Raw genomic sequence first — 17,568 nt, 5'->3', positions numbered from 1 at the left:
GCCCCACCGACGTTCTTCGGAGGCGGTCGGTCTCAGGCGCTCTCGGGCCGGAAGTTCAGCGCAACGCCGTTCAGGCAATGGCGCTTTCCGGTCGGCTCCGGGCCGTCGTCGAAGATATGCCCGAGATGGCCGCCGCAGCGGGAACAATGCACCTCGGTGCGCGGGATCAGAAGCTTGATGTCCCTCTTGGTCCCGACGGCGCCCGGGAGATTGTCCCAGAAGCTCGGCCAACCCGTGCCCGACTTGAACTTCGTCTCGGAGGAATAGACATCCTGATCGCAACCAGCGCAGGTGAAGATGCCGGCGCTGGTCTCGTCGTTGAGTGGGCTGGTGAAGGCGCGTTCTGTCGCCTCCTCGCGCAGCACGGCGAATTCCTCGTCCGTCAGGCGCTCGCGCCATTCGGCCTCGCTCAGCGAGATCTCGAAATCCTGCGCCGTGGCGGGCGTGCTGCGCCAGATGGCGGCGCCGCCGATCGCGGCTGCAATGGCCGCGGCAGAGCCGCCGAAAAGTACCTTGCGTCTACTGGTCATGGGACCTCCCTTGGCGTCATGGTCAACGTAAGGAACGCGCCTGACTTGCGCGAGGTTTCGCGCATCACTCTCGTGTGACGCCGGTTCGGACCCGCTGCAGCGAAGAGGATATGGCGATCCGGCGAGGGACGCCTCTGCCAGGGCGCATGAAAAAGGGCCGCCCTCCGGAGAGAGGCGGCCCTTCGACATTGGAGGGGCGGCGAAGACCTCGAGGGCCCTCGCCTGCACCGCTGGACGTTACGCCGAGCGGCCGCGAACCATCCGCCATACCCAGATCAGCAGGCATGCGCCGATGATGCCGATGATGAGCTGACCGATCCAGCCGCCGAGCGTCGAACCGATGATGGCGAAGAGAATCGCGTTGAGCACAACGGCACCGAGGATGCCGAGCACGATGTTCATCAGAAGCCCCATGTCGGACTTCATGATCTTTTCCGCGATCCACCCCGCGAGGGCGCCGACGATAATCGCGGCGAACCACCCAAGACCTGTCATTTGAACGACTCCTGTAAATTCAGATTCTGAACAGACCGTAGACGGCCCTTCGGCACGCAAACGTGAAGACTTGCTTAACGGTTCCCTCCATTCGGAAAATCCGCCTTAGCGATACTGCGCGGCAGTCTGGCGGACGATGGCGATGCGATCGGAGTTGGGCGGATGCGAGCCGAGGAAGCGATCGCCGGGATCGGGGATGCGGGTGAAGAACTCCGCCCCGTTCACGGGATCGTAACCGGCGCGGATGGCGATGATCGTGCCGAGCCGGTCGGCCTCGAGCTCGAAGTCCTTCGAATACCGCCGCGACCCCACCGTGGCACCGAGTCGGGCCGCGGTCTCGATGGAGTTTGCGCCGCTGCCCGCCACCTGTGCGAGCCCCCCGAGGATCAGCGCGCCGGCCTGCGCGGACGCCTGGCTTCGGGCGATGTGCCCTGAAATGTGGTGCGAGGCCTCATGACCGAGGACGAAGGCGAGCTCATCGGTGTTCTGCGCATCGGCGATCAGGGCAAGCGTGAAACCGATGACCGGCCGGCCGTCCTTGTCGAGCGTCTGGAAGGCGTTGGCCGGCAGGCCCGGACGATCGTCCACCACGATGAGGAAGTCGCAATCGAGCTGCGGCGCCCGTGCCCGGCATTCGCGTTCGGCGACAGGCTCCACCCGTTGAACCACGGAGACGAAGTTCCGGGCGGCCGTGTCGGGATTCACCTGGCGCGTCGGAACGCTCGGCGCGCTGACGCTGCCGGACCCCGTCGGCGGGGTCGTCACGGGAACGGCGCACGCCCCGAGAGGTATCATGAGAACGAGGGCGATCCAGCGCATCGGCAGGCTCCAGGCAAAGGACAAGGTCGGGAGGAATGCTAAGCTGATGGCGCCGATCTTCCAGTCCCGTCTCGCAACCGGGCGCCGGGTCATGCGCGGCCTGCGGAATTTACCGGCAGGCGGTTCGGGGCTGGAGAACCGGCGCGGAGGAGCGTAAACCCTACCCCCATGTTTTCTATCGAACACGACTTCGACGCGACCGTCATCACGCTGGTGGACGAGGGCGATGCCCCGCTCGGCGAGGATATCATCGTCACGTCCTTCGAGGATTGCGTCACCATCGAGCAACTCGATGCGCGCACCGACGAGGTGCAGAAGGTCACCTTCAGCCTCACGCAGCTGCGGGACCTTCGAGCGGCGCTGAACCTGCCGGAGGGCGTCTATCGCCTCAAACCCGCCGACGGCGGATGAGCGCGCTGCCGGACGCGGCGGGCGGCCCTCGCCTCGCCGTGCGCGCGGTGATCGTCCATCGCGGGCGGCTTCTCCTCGTCAATGCCTATCCGGGCGAACAGAGCGATCTGTGGTGCGCGCCCGGCGGCGGCGTGGAGCGCGGGACGGGACTGCCGGACAACCTCGCGCGGGAGATCGAGGAGGAGACGGGCCTTGCCATCGAGGTCGGCCGGCTCTGCCTCGTGAACGAGTTCCACGCCCCCGATCGCGATTTCCACCAGGTCGACCTGTTCTTCCGTGCCACGCTTGCGGGCGATGTCGCGGACGCGCAGCTGCCCGGATGGGCGGACCCCGAGGGCATCGTGAACCGTCACCTGTGGGCGACAAAGGACGAGACGGCGGGCTTGCGCATCAAGCCCGATGCCCTGCCCAGCATCGCCTTTTCCCCTGCAGGCGCCGATGCGCCCTACGATCCGCTCGAGATCCTCGTGGGCTAGCCCGCCTCCCTCGGATCGCGCAGGTAGGCCAGCACCATGTCCGCTGCCTCGTTCCCCCAGCGCTCGATCCATGCATCGTCGATCGGCACGGCGAAGACGGCGCGGAGGGTGTGCATGTTGGAGATCGGGAAGTAGCAGATCGAGGCCACGAAGATGTAGAACTCCGCCGGGTCCACCTTGCGGCGGAAGTGCCCCTGGCTCTCCCCGTGGCGCAGCACCTCCTCGAGGCGCGTGACGAAGACGGACTGGATGCCCGCCGCGTCGTGCAGGCTGCGGACCGTGTCCCCGCCGAGGAGGTTCTCGTTGTTCAGCATCCGGATGAACCATGGCTTGCGCCAGTAATGGTCGATGGTGAACCGCACCAGTTCCCGCACAGCGCGTTCGGGCTGGTCGGGATCGAGATCGAGATCGGCCTCGCCTCGCCGGATCTGGATGTAGGCTTCGCGCAGGGAGGCGGCGTAGATCGCGTCCTTGTCACCGAAGTAATCGTAGATCATCGGCTTGGAGATGCCGGCCCGCGCGGCGATACGGTCCACCCGGGCTCCCGAATGGCCCATGTTGGAGAACTCTTCCAGGGCGGCCTGGAGGATGTCGGCGCGGGTCTGTTCGGCGTCGCGCTTGCGGCGAGGTGCCGCTGACGTGGCCTTGGCCATACGGTCGATCCTTCGAGTGGGGCCTCGAGATTAGCGCCGGGGCCGCCGGATCGCCACCCGGATCCGCGCCGCCGGCGGCGCGGGGAACGCAACGTTGCCCCCCGCACGCGCCGTCTCGACCTACCCTGCTAGCAGACGCTCCGCCCGCGCTCGACAATCGTGGCGAGAACCTCGTCCGGGTCCCTCTTCCACCAGTCGAGTGCGGAGAATATCTCCACCTCGTTCAGCCCGTCGAAGCCCTGGGCTTCGACGAGACCGCGGATGCCGGGGATGTCGATCACGCCGTCGCCCATCATGCCGCGGTCGGTCAGCATGTCCCGCGTCGGCACGAGCCAGTCGCAGATGTGGAAGGCCATGATCCGCTCCTTGCCGGCACGGGCAAGCTGGGTCTCGAGCTCCGGATCCCACCAGACGTGGTAGACATCCACGGCGCAGCCGATGCCGTCCCCGAGCCGGTCGCAGATGTCGAGCGCGTGACCCATCGTGTTCACGCAGGCCCGATCGGCGGCGTACATCGGATGCAGCGGCTCGATGGCGATTTTGACGCCGGCCTTGCGGGCGTAATCCAGCGTCTCCGCCAGCCCCTCCTCGACGAGAGACCATGCGGCGGGCAGGTCCTTGCTGCCCTTCGGCAGACCGCCCACAACCATCACGAGGCACTCGGCTCCGAGCGCGGCCGCCTCGTCCACGGCCCGGCGATTGTCGTTCCTGACCTCGGCGTCGATGGCGCCCCGTTCGGTAAACCAGCCGCCCCGGCAGAGACCGGACACGCCGAGCCCGGCATCGCGGATCGCCTTCGCCGCCGCGTCGACGCCCATCTCGTGCAGCTTGTCCCGCCAGGGGGAGATGCCGCCGATCCCGTATCGCGCGCAGCCCTCGATGGCCTCGGCCAGACCCCATTGCTCCCGCACGGTCGCGGTGTTGAGGGAGAGGCGCCCCGGCTCGAGCCCGCTCATGCCTCCACCCCCCGCGCCGCGAAGACCGGTCGGGCGCGTGCCGCGGCCAGGTCCGGATCGGTGAAGAGGCGGGCGTCGTTCGCCATGCGAACGATATCGGCGAGGTGCCGCGTGGAGCGTGTGCTCTCCTGCCCGCCGATCATGGTGAAGTGATCCTGGTGCCCCGTGAGGTAGGCGAGAAAGACGACGCCCGTCTTGTAGAAGCGGGTCGGCGCCTTGAAGATGTGCCGCGCGAGCGGAACGGTCGGTGTGAAGGCGGCGTGGTAGGCCTCCCGGTCGCCCTTCGCGAGGTTCGACAGCGCACGGCAGGCGGCGCCGGCGATGGGGTCGAAGATGCCGAGGAGGGCGTGGGAATGCCCCTTCTCGTCCCCCTCGATCAGATCGGGATAGTTGAAATCATCCCCGGTATACATCAGCACGCCCTCGGGCAGCCGGCGGCGCATGGAGATTTCCTTCTCCGCCGACAGAAGGCTGATCTTGATGCCGTCCACCTTCGCCGCGTTGTCGGCGATGACGGAGAGCGCGGTGTCCATCGCCGCCATGTGGTCCAAGCTGCCCCAATAGCCTTCGAGCGCCGGATCGAACATCTCGCCGAGCCAATGCAGGATCGCCGGCTTCCGGAGGCCGGAAAGAACGCGGGAATAGACGCGCTGGTAATCCTCGGGGCCGGTCGCGGCGCGCGCCAGGGCGCGGCTCGCCATCAGGATCACGCGGCTGCCGGTTGCCTCCACCGCCTCGCACTGTTCCTCGTAGGCTGCGATGACATCCTCGACGGTGACGTCGGGACCCGGGGCGAGATGATCGGTCCCCGCTCCGCTTGCGATGAGGTGCCCGGCGGGGCCGGCGATCTCCATGGAGCGGCGGATCAGCTCCAGCGAGGTCGGCCAGTCGAGCCCCATGCCGCGCTGTGCGGTGTCCATGCTTTCGGCAACGCCGAGTCCGAGCGACCAGAGATGCTCCCGGAAGGCCAGCGTGCGATCCCAGTCGATCGGCGCGTCGAGCCAGGGATCGGCCTCCGCCATCGGATCGGCGACGACATGGGCGGCGGCGTAGGCGGTGCGGGACCATTCGCCGGTGGCCTCGGGGATCGGCCCCGCCACCAGAGTCACGTCCCCGCCCGGCAATCTCAGGCGCGCGCTCACAGCCCCAGATCCTCCAGATCGACCCAGCGACGCTCCTTCGAGGAGAGGTATCCCGCCTCGGCGAGCTGCACGCCCTTCGCGCCCTCGGCCAACGTGTAGGACCACGGCGCGTCTTCGGCGACATGGCGCAGGAACTGCTCCCACTGCACCTTGAAGCCGTTGTCGTAGACCGTGTTGTCCGGCACCTCTTCCCAGTCCTCGTAGAAGTCCATCGCCTGCGGCTGATCGGGGTTCCAGACCGGCTTCGGCGTGTTCACGCGGTGCTGGCTGACGCATTTGTGCAGGCCGGCGACGGCGGAGCCGTGGGTGCCGTCCACCTGGAAGGTCACGAGATCATCGCGCCGCACGCGGGTGCACCAGCTCGAGTTGATATGCGCGACGATCTCCCCGTCCGGCCCGTCGAGGAGGAAGGTCGCATAGGCGGCATCGTCCGCCGTGGCCTTGAAGCGCTCGCCTGCCTCGTCGAGGCGGCTGTCGATATGGGTGAAGCCGAGGCAGCTCACGGACTTGACCGGGGCGATGACGTTGTCGAGCACGTAGCGCCAGTGGCAGAGCATGTCGGAGATCATCCCGCCGCCATCCTCGGCGCGGTAGTTCCAGGAGGGCCGCTGGGGCGTCAGGTCATCGCCCGTGAACACCCAGTAGCCGAACTCGCCCTTCACGCTCAGCATCTTGCCGAAGAACCCGAGATCCCGCAGGCGGCGCAGCTTCAGAAGGCCGGGCAGGTCCAGCTTGTCATGCACGATGCCGTTCTTGACGCCGGCCTTCTTGGCATGCTTCGCGAGGTCGATCGCTGCCTCGAGACCCTCGCTGACCGGCTTCTCGGAATAGACGTGCTTGCCGGCGTCGATCGCCTTGCGCAGGAGCGCCGGACGCATCTGCGTCGAAGCCGCATCGAAGAAGATCGTGTCGTCCGGGTTCGCCAGGGCGGCATCGAGATCGGTCGTGAACCGCGTCACCCCGTGCGCCTTCGCGAGGGCTTCGATCTTGCTTTCGTTGCGCCCGACGATGATCGGATCGGGGACGAGACGCGTCCCGTCAGAGAGGACCACGCCCCCCTGGTCCCGGATCGCGAGCACCGACCGGATGAGATGCTGGTTCATCCCCATTCGGCCCGTGACCCCGTGCATGATGATGCCGATGCGTTCCTGTTTCACCTTGCTGGTCCTCCTGAATTCCTTGCCGAAAGCTTAACCTACCGTTCGGTAGCTTCCAACAGAAAGCTGTGCTGTTTTCTCAGATTCCGCCGAATCCGGGGCAGTCGAGCGAGCCGATCGCGACCTCTCCCGCCTCGATCCGAAGACCGGGACGGCCGCCCTTGGACACGTAGATGTCCGGGTGGGCGGCGAGCCGGGCGGCAACTTCCTCTTCGGGTGCGCCCTGCATGCCGCCGGCGAAGTGATGGCCATTGCGCTCGACGTCGCGCACGCCGCAGGCGGCCGCCATCGCGGTGTCCTGCTGCCAGGCGAGGCCGGGCTGGCAGGTCAGATCCTCGCCGGACAGAAGCGCGCCCGCCGCCTCCGCCCGCGCCTTGTTCAGGAGCGCGCGAAGCACGCCCTTGCCGCTCTTGATCGAGGTTCCGGACCAGTCGAGCGCCAGCGCGTCCGCGAACGCGTCCCGCCGATCGTCACTTTCGTCGATGACGAGAGGCACACCGATGTCTTCGGGCACCGGAGCGGACAGCGCCTCCGCCCGGTCGAAGGGCTGCTCGACGAAGCGAAGCGCGTCCCGAAGCGGGGCAAGTCCGGCGTCCTCGCGGAACCCCCGGAGGAAATCGGCGAATTCCGCGGCGCCGTATTGTTCGTTCGCATCGAGGGTGACGGCGAGGCCCGCGCAGCGGTCGACGACGGCCCGGACGGCGCCGAGGCGCGCAAGGTCAGCCTCCGGCTCCCCCTTCAGCTTGATCTTGAAGGCGGACACGCCGTGCCGTTCGATGACCTCCTCGAGGGAGACCGGCAGGCCGTCCTGCGGGGCATCCGGCCCGACTTCGTCCCGCGTCAGGGGGGAATCGTAGCCCACGGTATGGCGCAGGCGAAGACGCGCCGGAGCCTTGATCCCTCCCAGCGACCCTTCGAGGTCCGCCTTACCGAGATCGGCCGGGAGGTGCCCCGCGAGGCCGAACAGATCCGCCGTTGCCGCTTTCCAGAACGGCAGCCCGGCCGCCCGGCAGATCGCATCGATCAGGGCCATTTCGACCAGCGCCGGCCCGTATTCGGCCGCGAGGCCGGGCGTGCCCTCCAGCATCCGGGCGCGCACCTCGGAGCGCAGATCCTCGGTGATCGCCGCGGCGGGCCCCTCGAGCCCCGGCGCGGCGGCGCAGGCGGTGCGGACGCTCTCCCGAAGTTCCTCGACGGTCTCGGGACCGGTCAGCTCCTCTCGCTTGTCGAACCAGCGCGGCACCATGAGCTGCGCCGAGCGGCCCTCCGCCTCCGTTCCGTTCACCACGATCCGGAGCCGGCAGTGCGCCTCCCCGGTTTCGCGGAGCGTGATCGCGCCGAAGCGGAAGGGCAGACGTGTGACGACGGCCCGCTCGCTCCACTCCGCCTCCTCGATTCTCACCCTCATCATGCACATGCCCTTTCGCAGGCGCGCAACGTGGCGATGGCCGTGGTTGCCGTGATGCGCGCGTCAATCAGTGTCCGGAAGGGCTCGACGCCCAGAGGATGCGGCCAGCCCGTTTCGACGAGGGCGCGGACGATGTCGCAAAACGGATCGTCGCCCATTCCCGGCGCGCCCCGATTGCTGTCATTTGCATGGATATGCCCGAGCTTTCCCGTCGGCGCCCAGGCGCGGATCAGGTCCGCCACCGGCGGCTCCGTCTGACCCGCTGCGCTGCAATCGATCATGGTGAGAAAGGCGGGATGGCCCACCGCGTCCACGAGCGCCGCGCCCTCGGCAACGGTGTGGATCGTCTCGCTCTCCGCCAGGGGTTCGATGCAATAGGTGAGGCCCAGATCGCCGCAGCGCTCCGCGATGGGGGCGAAGAACGCCGCGAGCCGGGCGATCAGGGCCTCCTCCGGTATCCCGTTCGGCCGGACGCGGCTCGGCGGCGATCCATGGACCAGCACCCGCCCTCCGAGGGCGGCGCAGAGTTCGGCGAGGCCGATCAGGATCTCTTGCGCCGTCTCCTGACGCTCGGGATCGATGATCGAGACGTCCGGAACATGGGTCAGAAGCCAGTGCAGGCCCGTGACCTGCACGCCCTCCGCCTCGATCTCGGCCCTGATCTTCGCCGCGTCGTCCGACCCGATCAGGTCCGGATCGGGGCCCAGCGTGAACGGCGCCACCTCGAGCCCGGCATAGCCCAGGTCCCGCGCGAGCGCCGCCTGCTCCCGGAGGTTCAGGCCATCCTCTGAAAGAAGCTCGTTGCAGATCGCCAGATCAAGCATCCCGCTCCTCCTTCTTGCGCCGCAGGAGGCCCGAGACCTTCCGGCGCACGAAGCTGAAATTGGCGAGGATCGAAACCGCGATGAGCACCACGAAGGCAAGCGAGACAGGCCGCGTGAAGAACGGCGTCAGATCTCCGTCGCTCAGTGTCAGCCCGCGGCGGAGCGACTTGTCCAGAAGATCGCCGAGGATGATGCCGAGGACGAGCGGTGCCATCGGATACTTCATCTGCCGCAGGACGAAGCCCACCAGCCCGAAGGCGATCATCACCCAGATGTCGAAGATCCGCTGGCTGAGCGCGTAGGTGCCGATGACGCAGAGCACGAACACGACCGGCATCAGGTAGGCGTAGGGCACGCGGAGGACCTGCACGAAGGCGCGGGTCAGGGTCAGGCCGTAGAATCCCATGAACAGGGTCGCGAGGATCAGCATCGCGGCGACGGAGCTGATGAATTGCGGCTGCTCGATCATGATCAGCGGGCCCGGCCGGATGCCGTGGATGAAGAGCGCGGCGATGAGAACGGCGGAGCTGGCCGAGCCGGGCACCGCCAGCGTGATCGCCGGGATGAGCGAGCCGGGGACGACCGCGGAGTTTCCGGTCTCCGCCGCCGTCAGCCCTTCGTGGCTGCCCTTGCCGAAGCGATCCGCCTCCTTCGATGTCCGCCGCGCCGCGACGTAGCTCGCCCAGGCGCCGATATCCTCGCCGACGCCGGGAATGATCCCGACGAGGGTGCCGATGACGCCGGAGCGCACGATGGTGACCTTGTAGCGCCAGAGGTCGATCAGTTCGGGGATGATGCGGTCGCTCTTGTCCTTGGCGGTCGCGAGGATGCCCGCCCTGCCCCACATCGCGTTCAGCACCTCGGCGAAGCCGAAGGCGCCCACCATGGCGGGGATGAGGCCGATCCCGGCATTCATGTCGGAGAGGCCGAAATTGAAGCGGACATGGGCGTGGATGCCCTCGGAGCCGACCATCGCGACCATGAGCCCGAGGATGCCGGCGATATAGCCTTTCACCGGCGTCGAATCCGCGGTCAGCTGACCCGAGATGACGACGCCGAAAACCGCCAGCCAGAAGAACTCGAAACTGCCGAAGTTGAGCGCGGCTTCGGCGAGCGGCGGCGCGATCATCACCAGAAGCACGATGCCGACGAGGGTGCCGAGCATGGACCCCGCCGTCGCAAGACCCATCGCGTAGCCCGCCCGCCCCTCCTTGGCGAGAGGGTAGCCGTCGAGCGAGGTGGCGGCGCTGGCCGGAGTGCCGGGAATGTTCAGCAGGATCGCGCTGCGCGAGCCGCCGTAGATCGCGCCGACATACATGCAGATCAGGACGAGGATCGCGGCGGTGCTGTCGAGCGAGTAGGTCAGCGTCGTCATCAGCGCGACGCCCATGGTCGCGGTCAGCCCCGGCAGCGACCCGATCACGATACCGAGGAGCGTCGCCCAGGCGGCATGGAAGATCATGCCGGGGGTCATCAGTCCGACGAGGGCGGCGAAGAGATCTGTCAGGGCACTCACGGCAACCTCACCAGAAAGACGTCACGGAAGAGGAGGCTGGTGCCCCATCCGGTCGCGACGGCGAGCAGCAGAGCGCCCCCGATGGCCTTGGCCTGTGCGCCCCGACCGGCGCCCTCCGGCCAGCTGAAGATCGTGGCGAAGGAAAAGACGAAGATCCCGGTGGACCAGATGAACGGAAGCCAGCCGACGAGGACGATGGCGTAGATCAGCGTGGCCGCGGCGGTGAGACCGAGGCGCGTCCACGAGCCGTCAGTGAAGATGGCCGCGTCCCCGGCATTGGCGGCACGCGCCTCGCGCCAGAGCACGATTGCGCAGATCACGAGAAGGACTCCCAGGATCATCGGAACGAGCCCCGGAATGGAGGCCGGGTGGATGCGCCGGATCTCGAGCCGGTCCATCGTGTAGCCGCCGACGGCCATGGCGAGGCCGAGTGCGGCAAAGGCGATCGCGGTCAGACGATCGGCCAGCGTCATATTCATGGGATTGCTCCGCGAAGGACGGAAGGAGCGGGGCGGCAGCGCTTGAGGCCGCCGCCCCTGATGGGCGAAGATGAGCGGGATCAGCCCTCTTCGGGGCAGTCGATCCCGATCTCGGACGGATCGAGGACCGCTTCGCCGCGCGTCACCCGGGCGCAGGCCTCGGAGATCACAACGGGCATCGCCCTCTCCAGCGCCGCATCGCCATAGCTCGGCAGGAAGACGGCGCCGCGGTCGGTGGCATAGGTCTTGAGCGCCTCCGAGTTCATGACGTGATCTTCCCAGACCTGGTCCATGGTATCATAGACCTCCTGCGGCGCGCCGACGGGGATGAACACGCCGAAATAGTCGGCGGCGACCTCGAAGTCGGGAATGAAGTCGGTGATCGGCGGCACCGGGTCGATGCCTTCGACTTCGAGCGCCTCGTCGGACAGCACGGTCAGCGCGCGCAACCGGCCGGCACGGATCATCTCGGTCTGCTCCACGGCGAGCTGCGTCGTCGCGACCACCTCGCCCGACGCCGCGGCGATCACGGCGGGGTTGCCGCCGTCATAGGTGATCATCCGCGCGCCTTCGAGTTCGGTGCCGGACCCCTCCCGGATCGCGGCAAGGGCCATGCCGCCCGAGCTGTTCACGCCGGCAGTACCGACGGTCACGCTGCCGGTCTCCATCGCCTCCAGCAAGGCATTGAAGTCCTGGTATTCGCTGTCGGCATTGACCGAGACGAGGGGCACGTTCGCGACGTGCAGGTAGATGTGGTAATCATCGATCGTCGTGTCCTCGACGAGGCCCGTCACCGCGTAGGTCGCATTGTTGGCGATCGCGTTGGCGGTCCAGGTATAGCCGTCGCGGGGGGCGTCGAGCGCCGCGGCCGTACCGGTCGAGCCGGAGGCGCCGGGCTGGTTCACCACGACCACCTCGGTCCCGAGGGCCTCCTCGATGATCGGCGCGACGACCCGCGTGACCTGGTCGGTCGATCCGCCTGCGGACCACGGAACGATGATGTTGATCGGTCGGTCTGGCGTCCAGCTGTACTCCTGCGCCGCTGCGGGCAGCGCGGTCATGCAAGTCGCGGCCAGAAGCCCGAGAGTCGTGCGGTCGAACATGGTTTCCTCCCTTTTCTACCGATTGGTAGGTTACAGCGAGGCCATGACCTGTCAAGCGTCGTGATGGGCCGCCCACCTGGCCCGAACATTTCCGGACGGGACACGGGGAGGGAGATGAGGGGCGGCGGCCCCCCGGCCCTTTGTCAGAAGGGCGCCGCAGCCGACCTGCACACGTTTTGATGACGCCGGCGAGGTTCTGCCGGGATCGCGCGCCCGGTGCGGAGAGCCGCGGTCTCCGCCTACGGGCGTGCGCCCGGCAGGGTCGTTCCGAGCGGCAGTTCCCTCAACCGCAGCGACAGCAGGCACGCCAGGATGGCAAGCACCGCGCCCGCGAAGAAGATCGGGTGGAGCGCGTTGCTGAAGCCCTCCAGAACCGTCACGCGGTCCGCCGCGGGGAGACTGGCCACCATCTCGGCGCTGACCGACCGCACGCCGCCAGAAAGATCGCCGGAAATGTGGCCCGCGATATTCGCCGAAAGACCGCTGGCGAAGATCGCACCGAAGGCCGCCGTGCCGATGGAGCCGCCGATCAGCCGGAACATGTTGGCGCTCGCCGTCCCGACCCCCAGCATCTGCGGCGGCACCGCGTTCTGGATCGCCGCGACGCCGACGGAGAAGACCGGCCCGAGGCCGAGGCCGATCCCCAGCATGCCCGCCGCGATCACCCAGAGCGGCGTCTCGGACGACAGGACGGTCATGGTCAGGAGCGAAACCGCGAGGATCGCGGTCGAGATGATCGGCAACAGCTTGTAGCGCCCCGTCCGGGACATCAGTTGCCCCGCCGCCGTGGAGGCGGCGATGAGCCCGCCCATCATCGGCAGCAGGAACAGCCCCGAAACGGTCGGCGTCACCCCCTGAACCACCTGCAGGTAGAGCGGCATGAAGGTGATGGTGCCGAACATCGCGACGCCGACGAAGAAGCCCACGCCGTTCACCACGAGGAACGTGTTGTTTCCGAAGAGCTCCAGCGGAAGGATCGGCTGGGACGCACGCCGCTCCGCCGCCACGAAGCCGACGAGTGCGCCCACGGCAATGGCAAGGAGGAGCGCCATCGTCCCGCTCACCCACGGCACGGCGCTGCCGCCCATGTTCGCGATCAGCACGATCGCCGAGAGGAATGCCGCGAGGCTGGCCGCGCCGGCGTAATCGATCCGCGGGCGAATGCCGGGGGCCGGCGTCTCGAGCGCAGCGGCGATGACGACGAAGGCCAGCGCGCCGACCGGCATGTTGACGAAGAAGATCCAGTGCCAGCTCAGCGCTTCGACGAGAAACCCGCCGATCAGCGGTCCGAGCACGGTGGAGACGCCGAAGACGGCCCCGAGGATGCCCTGCGCCTTGCCCCTGTCCCGCGGCGGAAGGACGTCGCCCACGACGGCCATGGACACCACGATCAGGCTGCCGCCCCCGAGCCCCTGCACCGCGCGGCCGGCGATGAGGACCCCCATGCTCGGCGCAAGCCCCGCGATCACGGCGCCGACGACGAAGATGGCGATGGCGCCCTGCATCACCGCCTTGCGGCCGAAGAGGTCGCCGAGCTTGCCAGAGACCGGCGCCGCGACGGTGGAGGCGAGAAGGTAGGCCGTGATGAGCCATGTCAGGTTGTCGATCCCGCCCAGATCGGCTGCGATGATCGGCAGCGCGGTGGACACGATGGTCTGCCCGAGCGACGCGAAGAGCAGCGAGAGGGCGACGGCAGCAAGGACGATCTTGACCGACGCGCCCCCCCGGCGCCTCCTCCGCCATGGGCTGCGAGGGGGATTCGAATGCTGTCTGTGACATGGTAGAACGGCTTTCGGAGATATACGGGCAGGGCCGCCTCTCCCCCGACATGGGGCAGGACGGCGCAATCGGGGTTGCTCTGGATATGTGACGACAGCATATACATGTCAACTGCACGTATTATCTGGACCTGAAACGGAGCCCTCGCGTGGCCGACGACAGCGACGACCGACAGCCCACCGACCTTGCCGCCATGGGGATCGATCCGCGCCTGACCCGCGCGGCGCGGGATGTCGACACGGTCCTTCAGAACTGGCGCCGGCGGGTCAACCGCCGGGAACTCGGACACCATGCGCTGCGCGACCTCGGCCTTCCGCTGGAGCTTGCTCAACTCGACGCGATGGCCGTGATCTGTCCCCCCGGCGATGCGGCGGGGCAGGACGATGCGGGGGAGATCATGGTCGCCACCGTCGCCCAGCGCCTCGGCATCGATCCCTCCCGCGCGTCCCGCATTGCCGGCGAGCTGATCCGCCTCGGCCTCGCCAAACGGGCCGTGAGCCAGGAGGATGCCCGCCGCACCGTCCTTCGGGCGACGCCGGACGGCTCACGCGTGGTGGAGGCCGTGTACGCCTACAAGCTTCTCGTACTCGGTGATTTCCTGAAAAGCTGGACCGCGGAGGAGATCGCGACCTTTCTTCCCCTCCTCGACCGCTTCAGTACCTGGGCCGACAACAGTGGCAAGATGGCGGCCGAGCGGGATACCGAGGTTGCCGGCCTCCGCGCCGGCCTGCCGCGGATCGGCGGCGAGGAAGGGTGACCCCTTCCGATCACGGCGGCGCGAAAGCGGGCGCCCTGCCCTGTCGCCGGAGAAACGCGCGCCTATCTGCCCTGAGATGACGCTGTCCTCCCCCGATCACCCCGAGAACCCTGGGCTGCCACAGGTCTTCCGCGACTGGTTCGCCGCGCGCGGCTGGCAGGTTCACCCGCATCAGCGAGCCATGCTCGAGCGGACGCACGACCCCGCCACCCTTCTCATCGCGCCGACGGGCGGCGGCAAGACGCTCGCCGGCTTCCTGCCCACCCTGGCGGAGCTCGCGGACGGCACGCATCAGGGCCTCCACACGATCTACGTCTCGCCGCTGAAGGCGCTGGCCGCGGACATCCGCCGGAACCTCACCACCCCGATCACCGAGATGGACCTTCCGATCCGCGTCGAGGACCGCACCGGAGACACGAGCTATTCCGTCCGCCAGCGCCAGCGGGCCGATCCGCCGCATATCCTGCTGACGACGCCGGAAAGCCTTGCCCTGATGACCTCCTACGAGGATGCGCCGCGGATCTTCGCCGGCCTCAGGCGCATCGTGGTGGACGAGATCCACGCCCTGGCCGAGAGCAAGCGGGGGGACCAGCTCGTCCTCGCCCTCTCCCGCCTCGGCACGCTCCGCCCCGGCCTCCGCCGCGTCGGCCTCTCCGCCACCGTCGAGGACCCGGACGCCATCGGACGCCTGCTCGCCGAAGCGCCCCACACCGCATCCATCGTCCACGCCGATCCCGGACCGCCGGCGGACATCTCCATGCTGACCACCGAAGAGGCGCCGCCCTGGGCCGGCGGCGGCGCGGCCTATGCGATCCCGGCGGTGCTGGAGGAAGTGCGGCGCCATCGCACCACGCTGATCTTCCACAACACCCGCGCGCAGGCGGAGATCTTCTTCCACAACCTCTGGCTTGCGAACGAAGAGGCGCTGCCGATCGGCATCCACCACGGCTCCCTCTCCCGTGAGCAACGCGCCAGGGTGGAGGCGGCGATGGTGGCGGGGCAGCTCCGCGCGATCGTCTGTACAGGCTCCCTCGATCTCGGCATCGACTGGGGCGACGTGGACCTCGTGATCCAGGTCGGCGCGCCGAAGAACGTCAAGCGCCTCGTCCAGCGGATCGGCCGGGCCAATCACCGCTACAATGCCCCCTCGAAGGCGCTCCTCGTTCCGGCGAACCGGTTCGAGGTGGTCGAATGCGTCGCGGCCCTCAAGGCGGTGGCCGAGGGCAGGCTCGACGGCGAGGCCCGCGGGCCCGGCCCCCGCGACGTGCTCTGCCAGCACATCCTCCTCACCGCCTGTGCGGGTCCCTACGACGCGGACGCGCTCTTCGCCGAGGTCAGGACGGCCGGCCCCTATGCCGCCCTGACGCGCGCCGCCTTCGACGACTGCCTCCAGTTCTGCGCCACCGGCGGCTATGCGCTCCGGGCCTACGATCGCTGGCAGCGGATCCGGCAGCGCGCCGACGGGCTGTGGGAGCTTCGCGACCCCCGGACCTCCCGCCGCATCCGGATGAACATGGGCACGATCATGGACACCGACACGCTGAAGGTGCGGCTCCGCGGGCGCGGCGGAATGCCCCTCGGTGAGGTCGAGGAGGGGTTCGCGGCGACCCTCACCCCCGGCGACACCTTCCTCATCGGCGGCGAGGTCGTGCGCTACGAGGGTCTGCGCGAGATGACGGTGGAGGTCACGCGGCGCCCGACCCAGCCGCCTCGCATCGCCACGTTCATGGGCACGAAGTTCGCCACCTCCACTCAGCTCTCCGACCGCATCCTGCAGATGTTCCGGCAGGAGGACTGGCCGGAACTGCCGCGGCACACCGCCGACTGGCTCCGTCTCCAGCGCGAGGTCAGCCACCTGCCGGAGCGGGACCGCCTGCTCATCGAATCCTTCCCCCATGACGGTCGCAACCATGTCTGCGCCTACGGCTTCGCCGGCCGCAACGCGCAGCAGACCCTCGGCCTTCTGATGACCGCCCGCATGGAGGAGCAGGGCCTGAACCCGCTCGGCTTCGTCGCCACCGATTACGCGACCCTGGTCTGGGGGCTGGATGAGGTGACCGATCCCGCCCCCCTCTTCTCCCGCGAGAACCTCTTCGAGGGTCTCGAGACGTGGCTTGCCGGCAATGCGGTGATGAAGCGGACCTTCAAGACCTCCGCCACCATCGCCGGGCTGATCGAGCGCAACACGCCCGGCAAGCGCAAGTCCGGCAAGCAGGCGACCTTCTCCTCCGACATCCTCTACGACACGCTTCTGAAATACGACCCGGACCATCTGCTGATGCAGATCACCCGGGAGGAGGCGACCCGCGGTCTCGTCGATTTCGGCCGTATCGAGCAGATGCTGGACCGGATCGAGGGACGGATCGACCACGCGATCCTCACCCGCGTCTCCCCCCTCGCCGCGCCGATGTTCCTCGAAATGGGCCGCGTGCCGATCAAGGGCCGGGCGGAAGCGCGCCTCGTGGAGGAGGAGGCCGAGCGGCTGATGGAAGCGGCCGGCCTCGCCTGAGACGGACCCCGCCGGATAGCTTGCGCGTTACCGGGGGGACCGACCTCAAGGAGCCGCGACATGGCCGAGATGACCCTGCCCGACATCGCCGAACGCATGAAGGCGATCGACTTCACCATGCTGTCCACTCATTGCGAGAACGGCAGCATTGCCGCCCGCCCGATGAGCAACAACCGCGATGTGACCTTCGACGGCACCTCGCGCTACTTCACGTTCGACGAGAGCCAGACCGTGACCGATATCGAGCGGGACCCCAAGGTCGGCCTCTCCCTTGTCGGGAAGGACATGACGTTCCTGTCGATCGAAGGCACCGCCACGCTGCACCGCGACCGCGCCACGATGGAGCCGCACTGGGTCCCGGACCTCGAGGAGTGGTTCAAGGACGGGCTCGACACGCCAGGGCTCGTGATGATCGAGGTCGCCGCGTCGCGCGTCCACTGGTGGGCGGATTACGAGGACGGCGAGATCAAGCTCTGATCCCCTTATCGTCCTGAAGCCCCCCCGCCGGAGGCCGCCGTCCGGCGGGGTGTCGCCTGCCCGGATCCAGCCCGCGG

General features: G+C 68.1%; 18 protein-coding genes. 5 read left to right on the top strand and 13 right to left on the bottom strand.

The annotated features are described in order from the left end of the window. Window positions 1-32: 32 nt before the first annotated feature. The 3 genes from msrB to RM543_RS08255 all read right to left on the bottom strand — a co-directional run bounded on the left by msrB (window position 33) and on the right by RM543_RS08255 (window position 1,844). Window positions 33-530: a peptide-methionine (R)-S-oxide reductase MsrB gene (gene msrB / locus RM543_RS08265; RefSeq protein ID WP_311690461.1), complete on the bottom strand. Its 498-nt coding sequence runs from the start codon at window positions 528-530 to the stop codon at window positions 33-35. A 237-nt stretch (window positions 531-767) separates the two neighbouring features. Beyond that, on the bottom strand, window positions 768-1,025 hold the full coding sequence (locus tag RM543_RS08260; protein ID WP_311690459.1) for a GlsB/YeaQ/YmgE family stress response membrane protein: 258 nt from the start codon (window positions 1,023-1,025) through the stop codon (window positions 768-770). 105 nt (window positions 1,026-1,130) lie between these two features. Beyond that, window positions 1,131-1,844, bottom strand: coding sequence for a M48 family metallopeptidase (locus RM543_RS08255; protein WP_311691348.1), 714 nt, complete (start codon window positions 1,842-1,844; stop codon window positions 1,131-1,133). A 168-nt stretch (window positions 1,845-2,012) separates the two neighbouring features. Between RM543_RS08255 and RM543_RS08250 the strand changes: the two genes are divergently transcribed. After that, window positions 2,013-2,255: a DUF8831 family protein gene (locus RM543_RS08250; RefSeq protein ID WP_311690457.1), complete on the top strand. Its 243-nt coding sequence runs from the start codon at window positions 2,013-2,015 to the stop codon at window positions 2,253-2,255. After that, the gene (locus RM543_RS08245; RefSeq protein ID WP_311690455.1) at window positions 2,252-2,731 is read left to right on the top strand and encodes an NUDIX domain-containing protein; all 480 of its coding nucleotides are present in this window, start codon (window positions 2,252-2,254) and stop codon (window positions 2,729-2,731) included. Before RM543_RS08250 ends, RM543_RS08245 begins: the two co-directional genes overlap by 4 nt. Here RM543_RS08245 and RM543_RS08240 read toward each other — a convergent pair. From RM543_RS08240 to RM543_RS08195, 10 genes are all read right to left on the bottom strand, one after another. Next, entirely contained in the window at window positions 2,728-3,384 is a 657-nt protein-coding gene (locus RM543_RS08240) for a TetR/AcrR family transcriptional regulator (protein ID WP_311690453.1), read from the bottom strand. The genes RM543_RS08245 and RM543_RS08240 overlap by 4 nt on opposite strands. A 128-nt stretch (window positions 3,385-3,512) precedes the next feature. After that, a complete protein-coding gene (locus tag RM543_RS08235) occupies window positions 3,513-4,340 on the bottom strand; it encodes a sugar phosphate isomerase/epimerase family protein (RefSeq protein ID WP_311690451.1) in 828 nt (275 codons plus the stop codon). Beyond that, a complete protein-coding gene (locus RM543_RS08230) occupies window positions 4,337-5,482 on the bottom strand; it encodes a dihydrodipicolinate synthase family protein (protein WP_311690449.1) in 1,146 nt (381 codons plus the stop codon). Before RM543_RS08230 ends, RM543_RS08235 begins: the two co-directional genes overlap by 4 nt. After that, window positions 5,479-6,639, bottom strand: a complete 1,161-nt coding sequence (locus RM543_RS08225; RefSeq protein WP_311690447.1) for a Gfo/Idh/MocA family protein — start codon at window positions 6,637-6,639, stop codon at window positions 5,479-5,481. Before RM543_RS08225 ends, RM543_RS08230 begins: the two co-directional genes overlap by 4 nt. Window positions 6,640-6,718: 79 nt before the next feature. Further along, entirely contained in the window at window positions 6,719-8,050 is a 1,332-nt protein-coding gene (locus RM543_RS08220) for an enolase C-terminal domain-like protein (protein WP_311690445.1), read from the bottom strand. Further along, on the bottom strand, window positions 8,047-8,871 hold the full coding sequence (locus RM543_RS08215; RefSeq protein ID WP_311690443.1) for a sugar phosphate isomerase/epimerase family protein: 825 nt from the start codon (window positions 8,869-8,871) through the stop codon (window positions 8,047-8,049). Before RM543_RS08215 ends, RM543_RS08220 begins: the two co-directional genes overlap by 4 nt. Beyond that, a complete protein-coding gene (locus RM543_RS08210) occupies window positions 8,864-10,387 on the bottom strand; it encodes a tripartite tricarboxylate transporter permease (protein ID WP_311690441.1) in 1,524 nt (507 codons plus the stop codon). The genes RM543_RS08215 and RM543_RS08210 overlap by 8 nt, the downstream gene beginning before the upstream one ends. Beyond that, window positions 10,384-10,866: a tripartite tricarboxylate transporter TctB family protein gene (locus RM543_RS08205; protein WP_311690439.1), complete on the bottom strand. Its 483-nt coding sequence runs from the start codon at window positions 10,864-10,866 to the stop codon at window positions 10,384-10,386. The genes RM543_RS08210 and RM543_RS08205 overlap by 4 nt, the downstream gene beginning before the upstream one ends. 80 nt (window positions 10,867-10,946) lie before the next feature. Beyond that, window positions 10,947-11,969 (bottom strand): Bug family tripartite tricarboxylate transporter substrate binding protein, encoded by a 1,023-nt coding sequence (locus RM543_RS08200; protein ID WP_311690437.1) that lies wholly within the window; start codon window positions 11,967-11,969, stop codon window positions 10,947-10,949. A 239-nt stretch (window positions 11,970-12,208) separates the two neighbouring features. Further along, window positions 12,209-13,675 (bottom strand): MDR family MFS transporter, encoded by a 1,467-nt coding sequence (locus tag RM543_RS08195; RefSeq protein WP_311691346.1) that lies wholly within the window; start codon window positions 13,673-13,675, stop codon window positions 12,209-12,211. Between the two features lie 221 nt (window positions 13,676-13,896). On the opposite strand from RM543_RS08195, the gene RM543_RS08190 reads away from it, so the two are divergent. The 3 genes from RM543_RS08190 (at window position 13,897) to RM543_RS08180 (ending at window position 17,491) form a co-directional block, all read left to right on the top strand. Then, complete coding sequence (locus tag RM543_RS08190) at window positions 13,897-14,505, top strand: MarR family winged helix-turn-helix transcriptional regulator (RefSeq protein WP_311690435.1); 609 nt, start codon at window positions 13,897-13,899, stop codon at window positions 14,503-14,505. A gap of 76 nt (window positions 14,506-14,581) precedes the next feature. Then, entirely contained in the window at window positions 14,582-17,014 is a 2,433-nt protein-coding gene (locus RM543_RS08185; protein ID WP_311690433.1) for a ligase-associated DNA damage response DEXH box helicase, read from the top strand. 60 nt (window positions 17,015-17,074) lie between these two features. Then, window positions 17,075-17,491: a pyridoxamine 5'-phosphate oxidase family protein gene (locus RM543_RS08180; protein ID WP_311690431.1), complete on the top strand. Its 417-nt coding sequence runs from the start codon at window positions 17,075-17,077 to the stop codon at window positions 17,489-17,491. The last annotated feature ends 77 nt before the right edge of the window (window positions 17,492-17,568 follow it).

Origin of the sequence: Tropicimonas omnivorans, from assembly GCF_031846565.1 — a bacterium.
Taxonomy (GTDB): domain Bacteria; phylum Pseudomonadota; class Alphaproteobacteria; order Rhodobacterales; family Rhodobacteraceae; genus Tropicimonas_B; species Tropicimonas_B omnivorans.
This window is presented reverse-complemented; position numbering and strand designations above follow the sequence as displayed.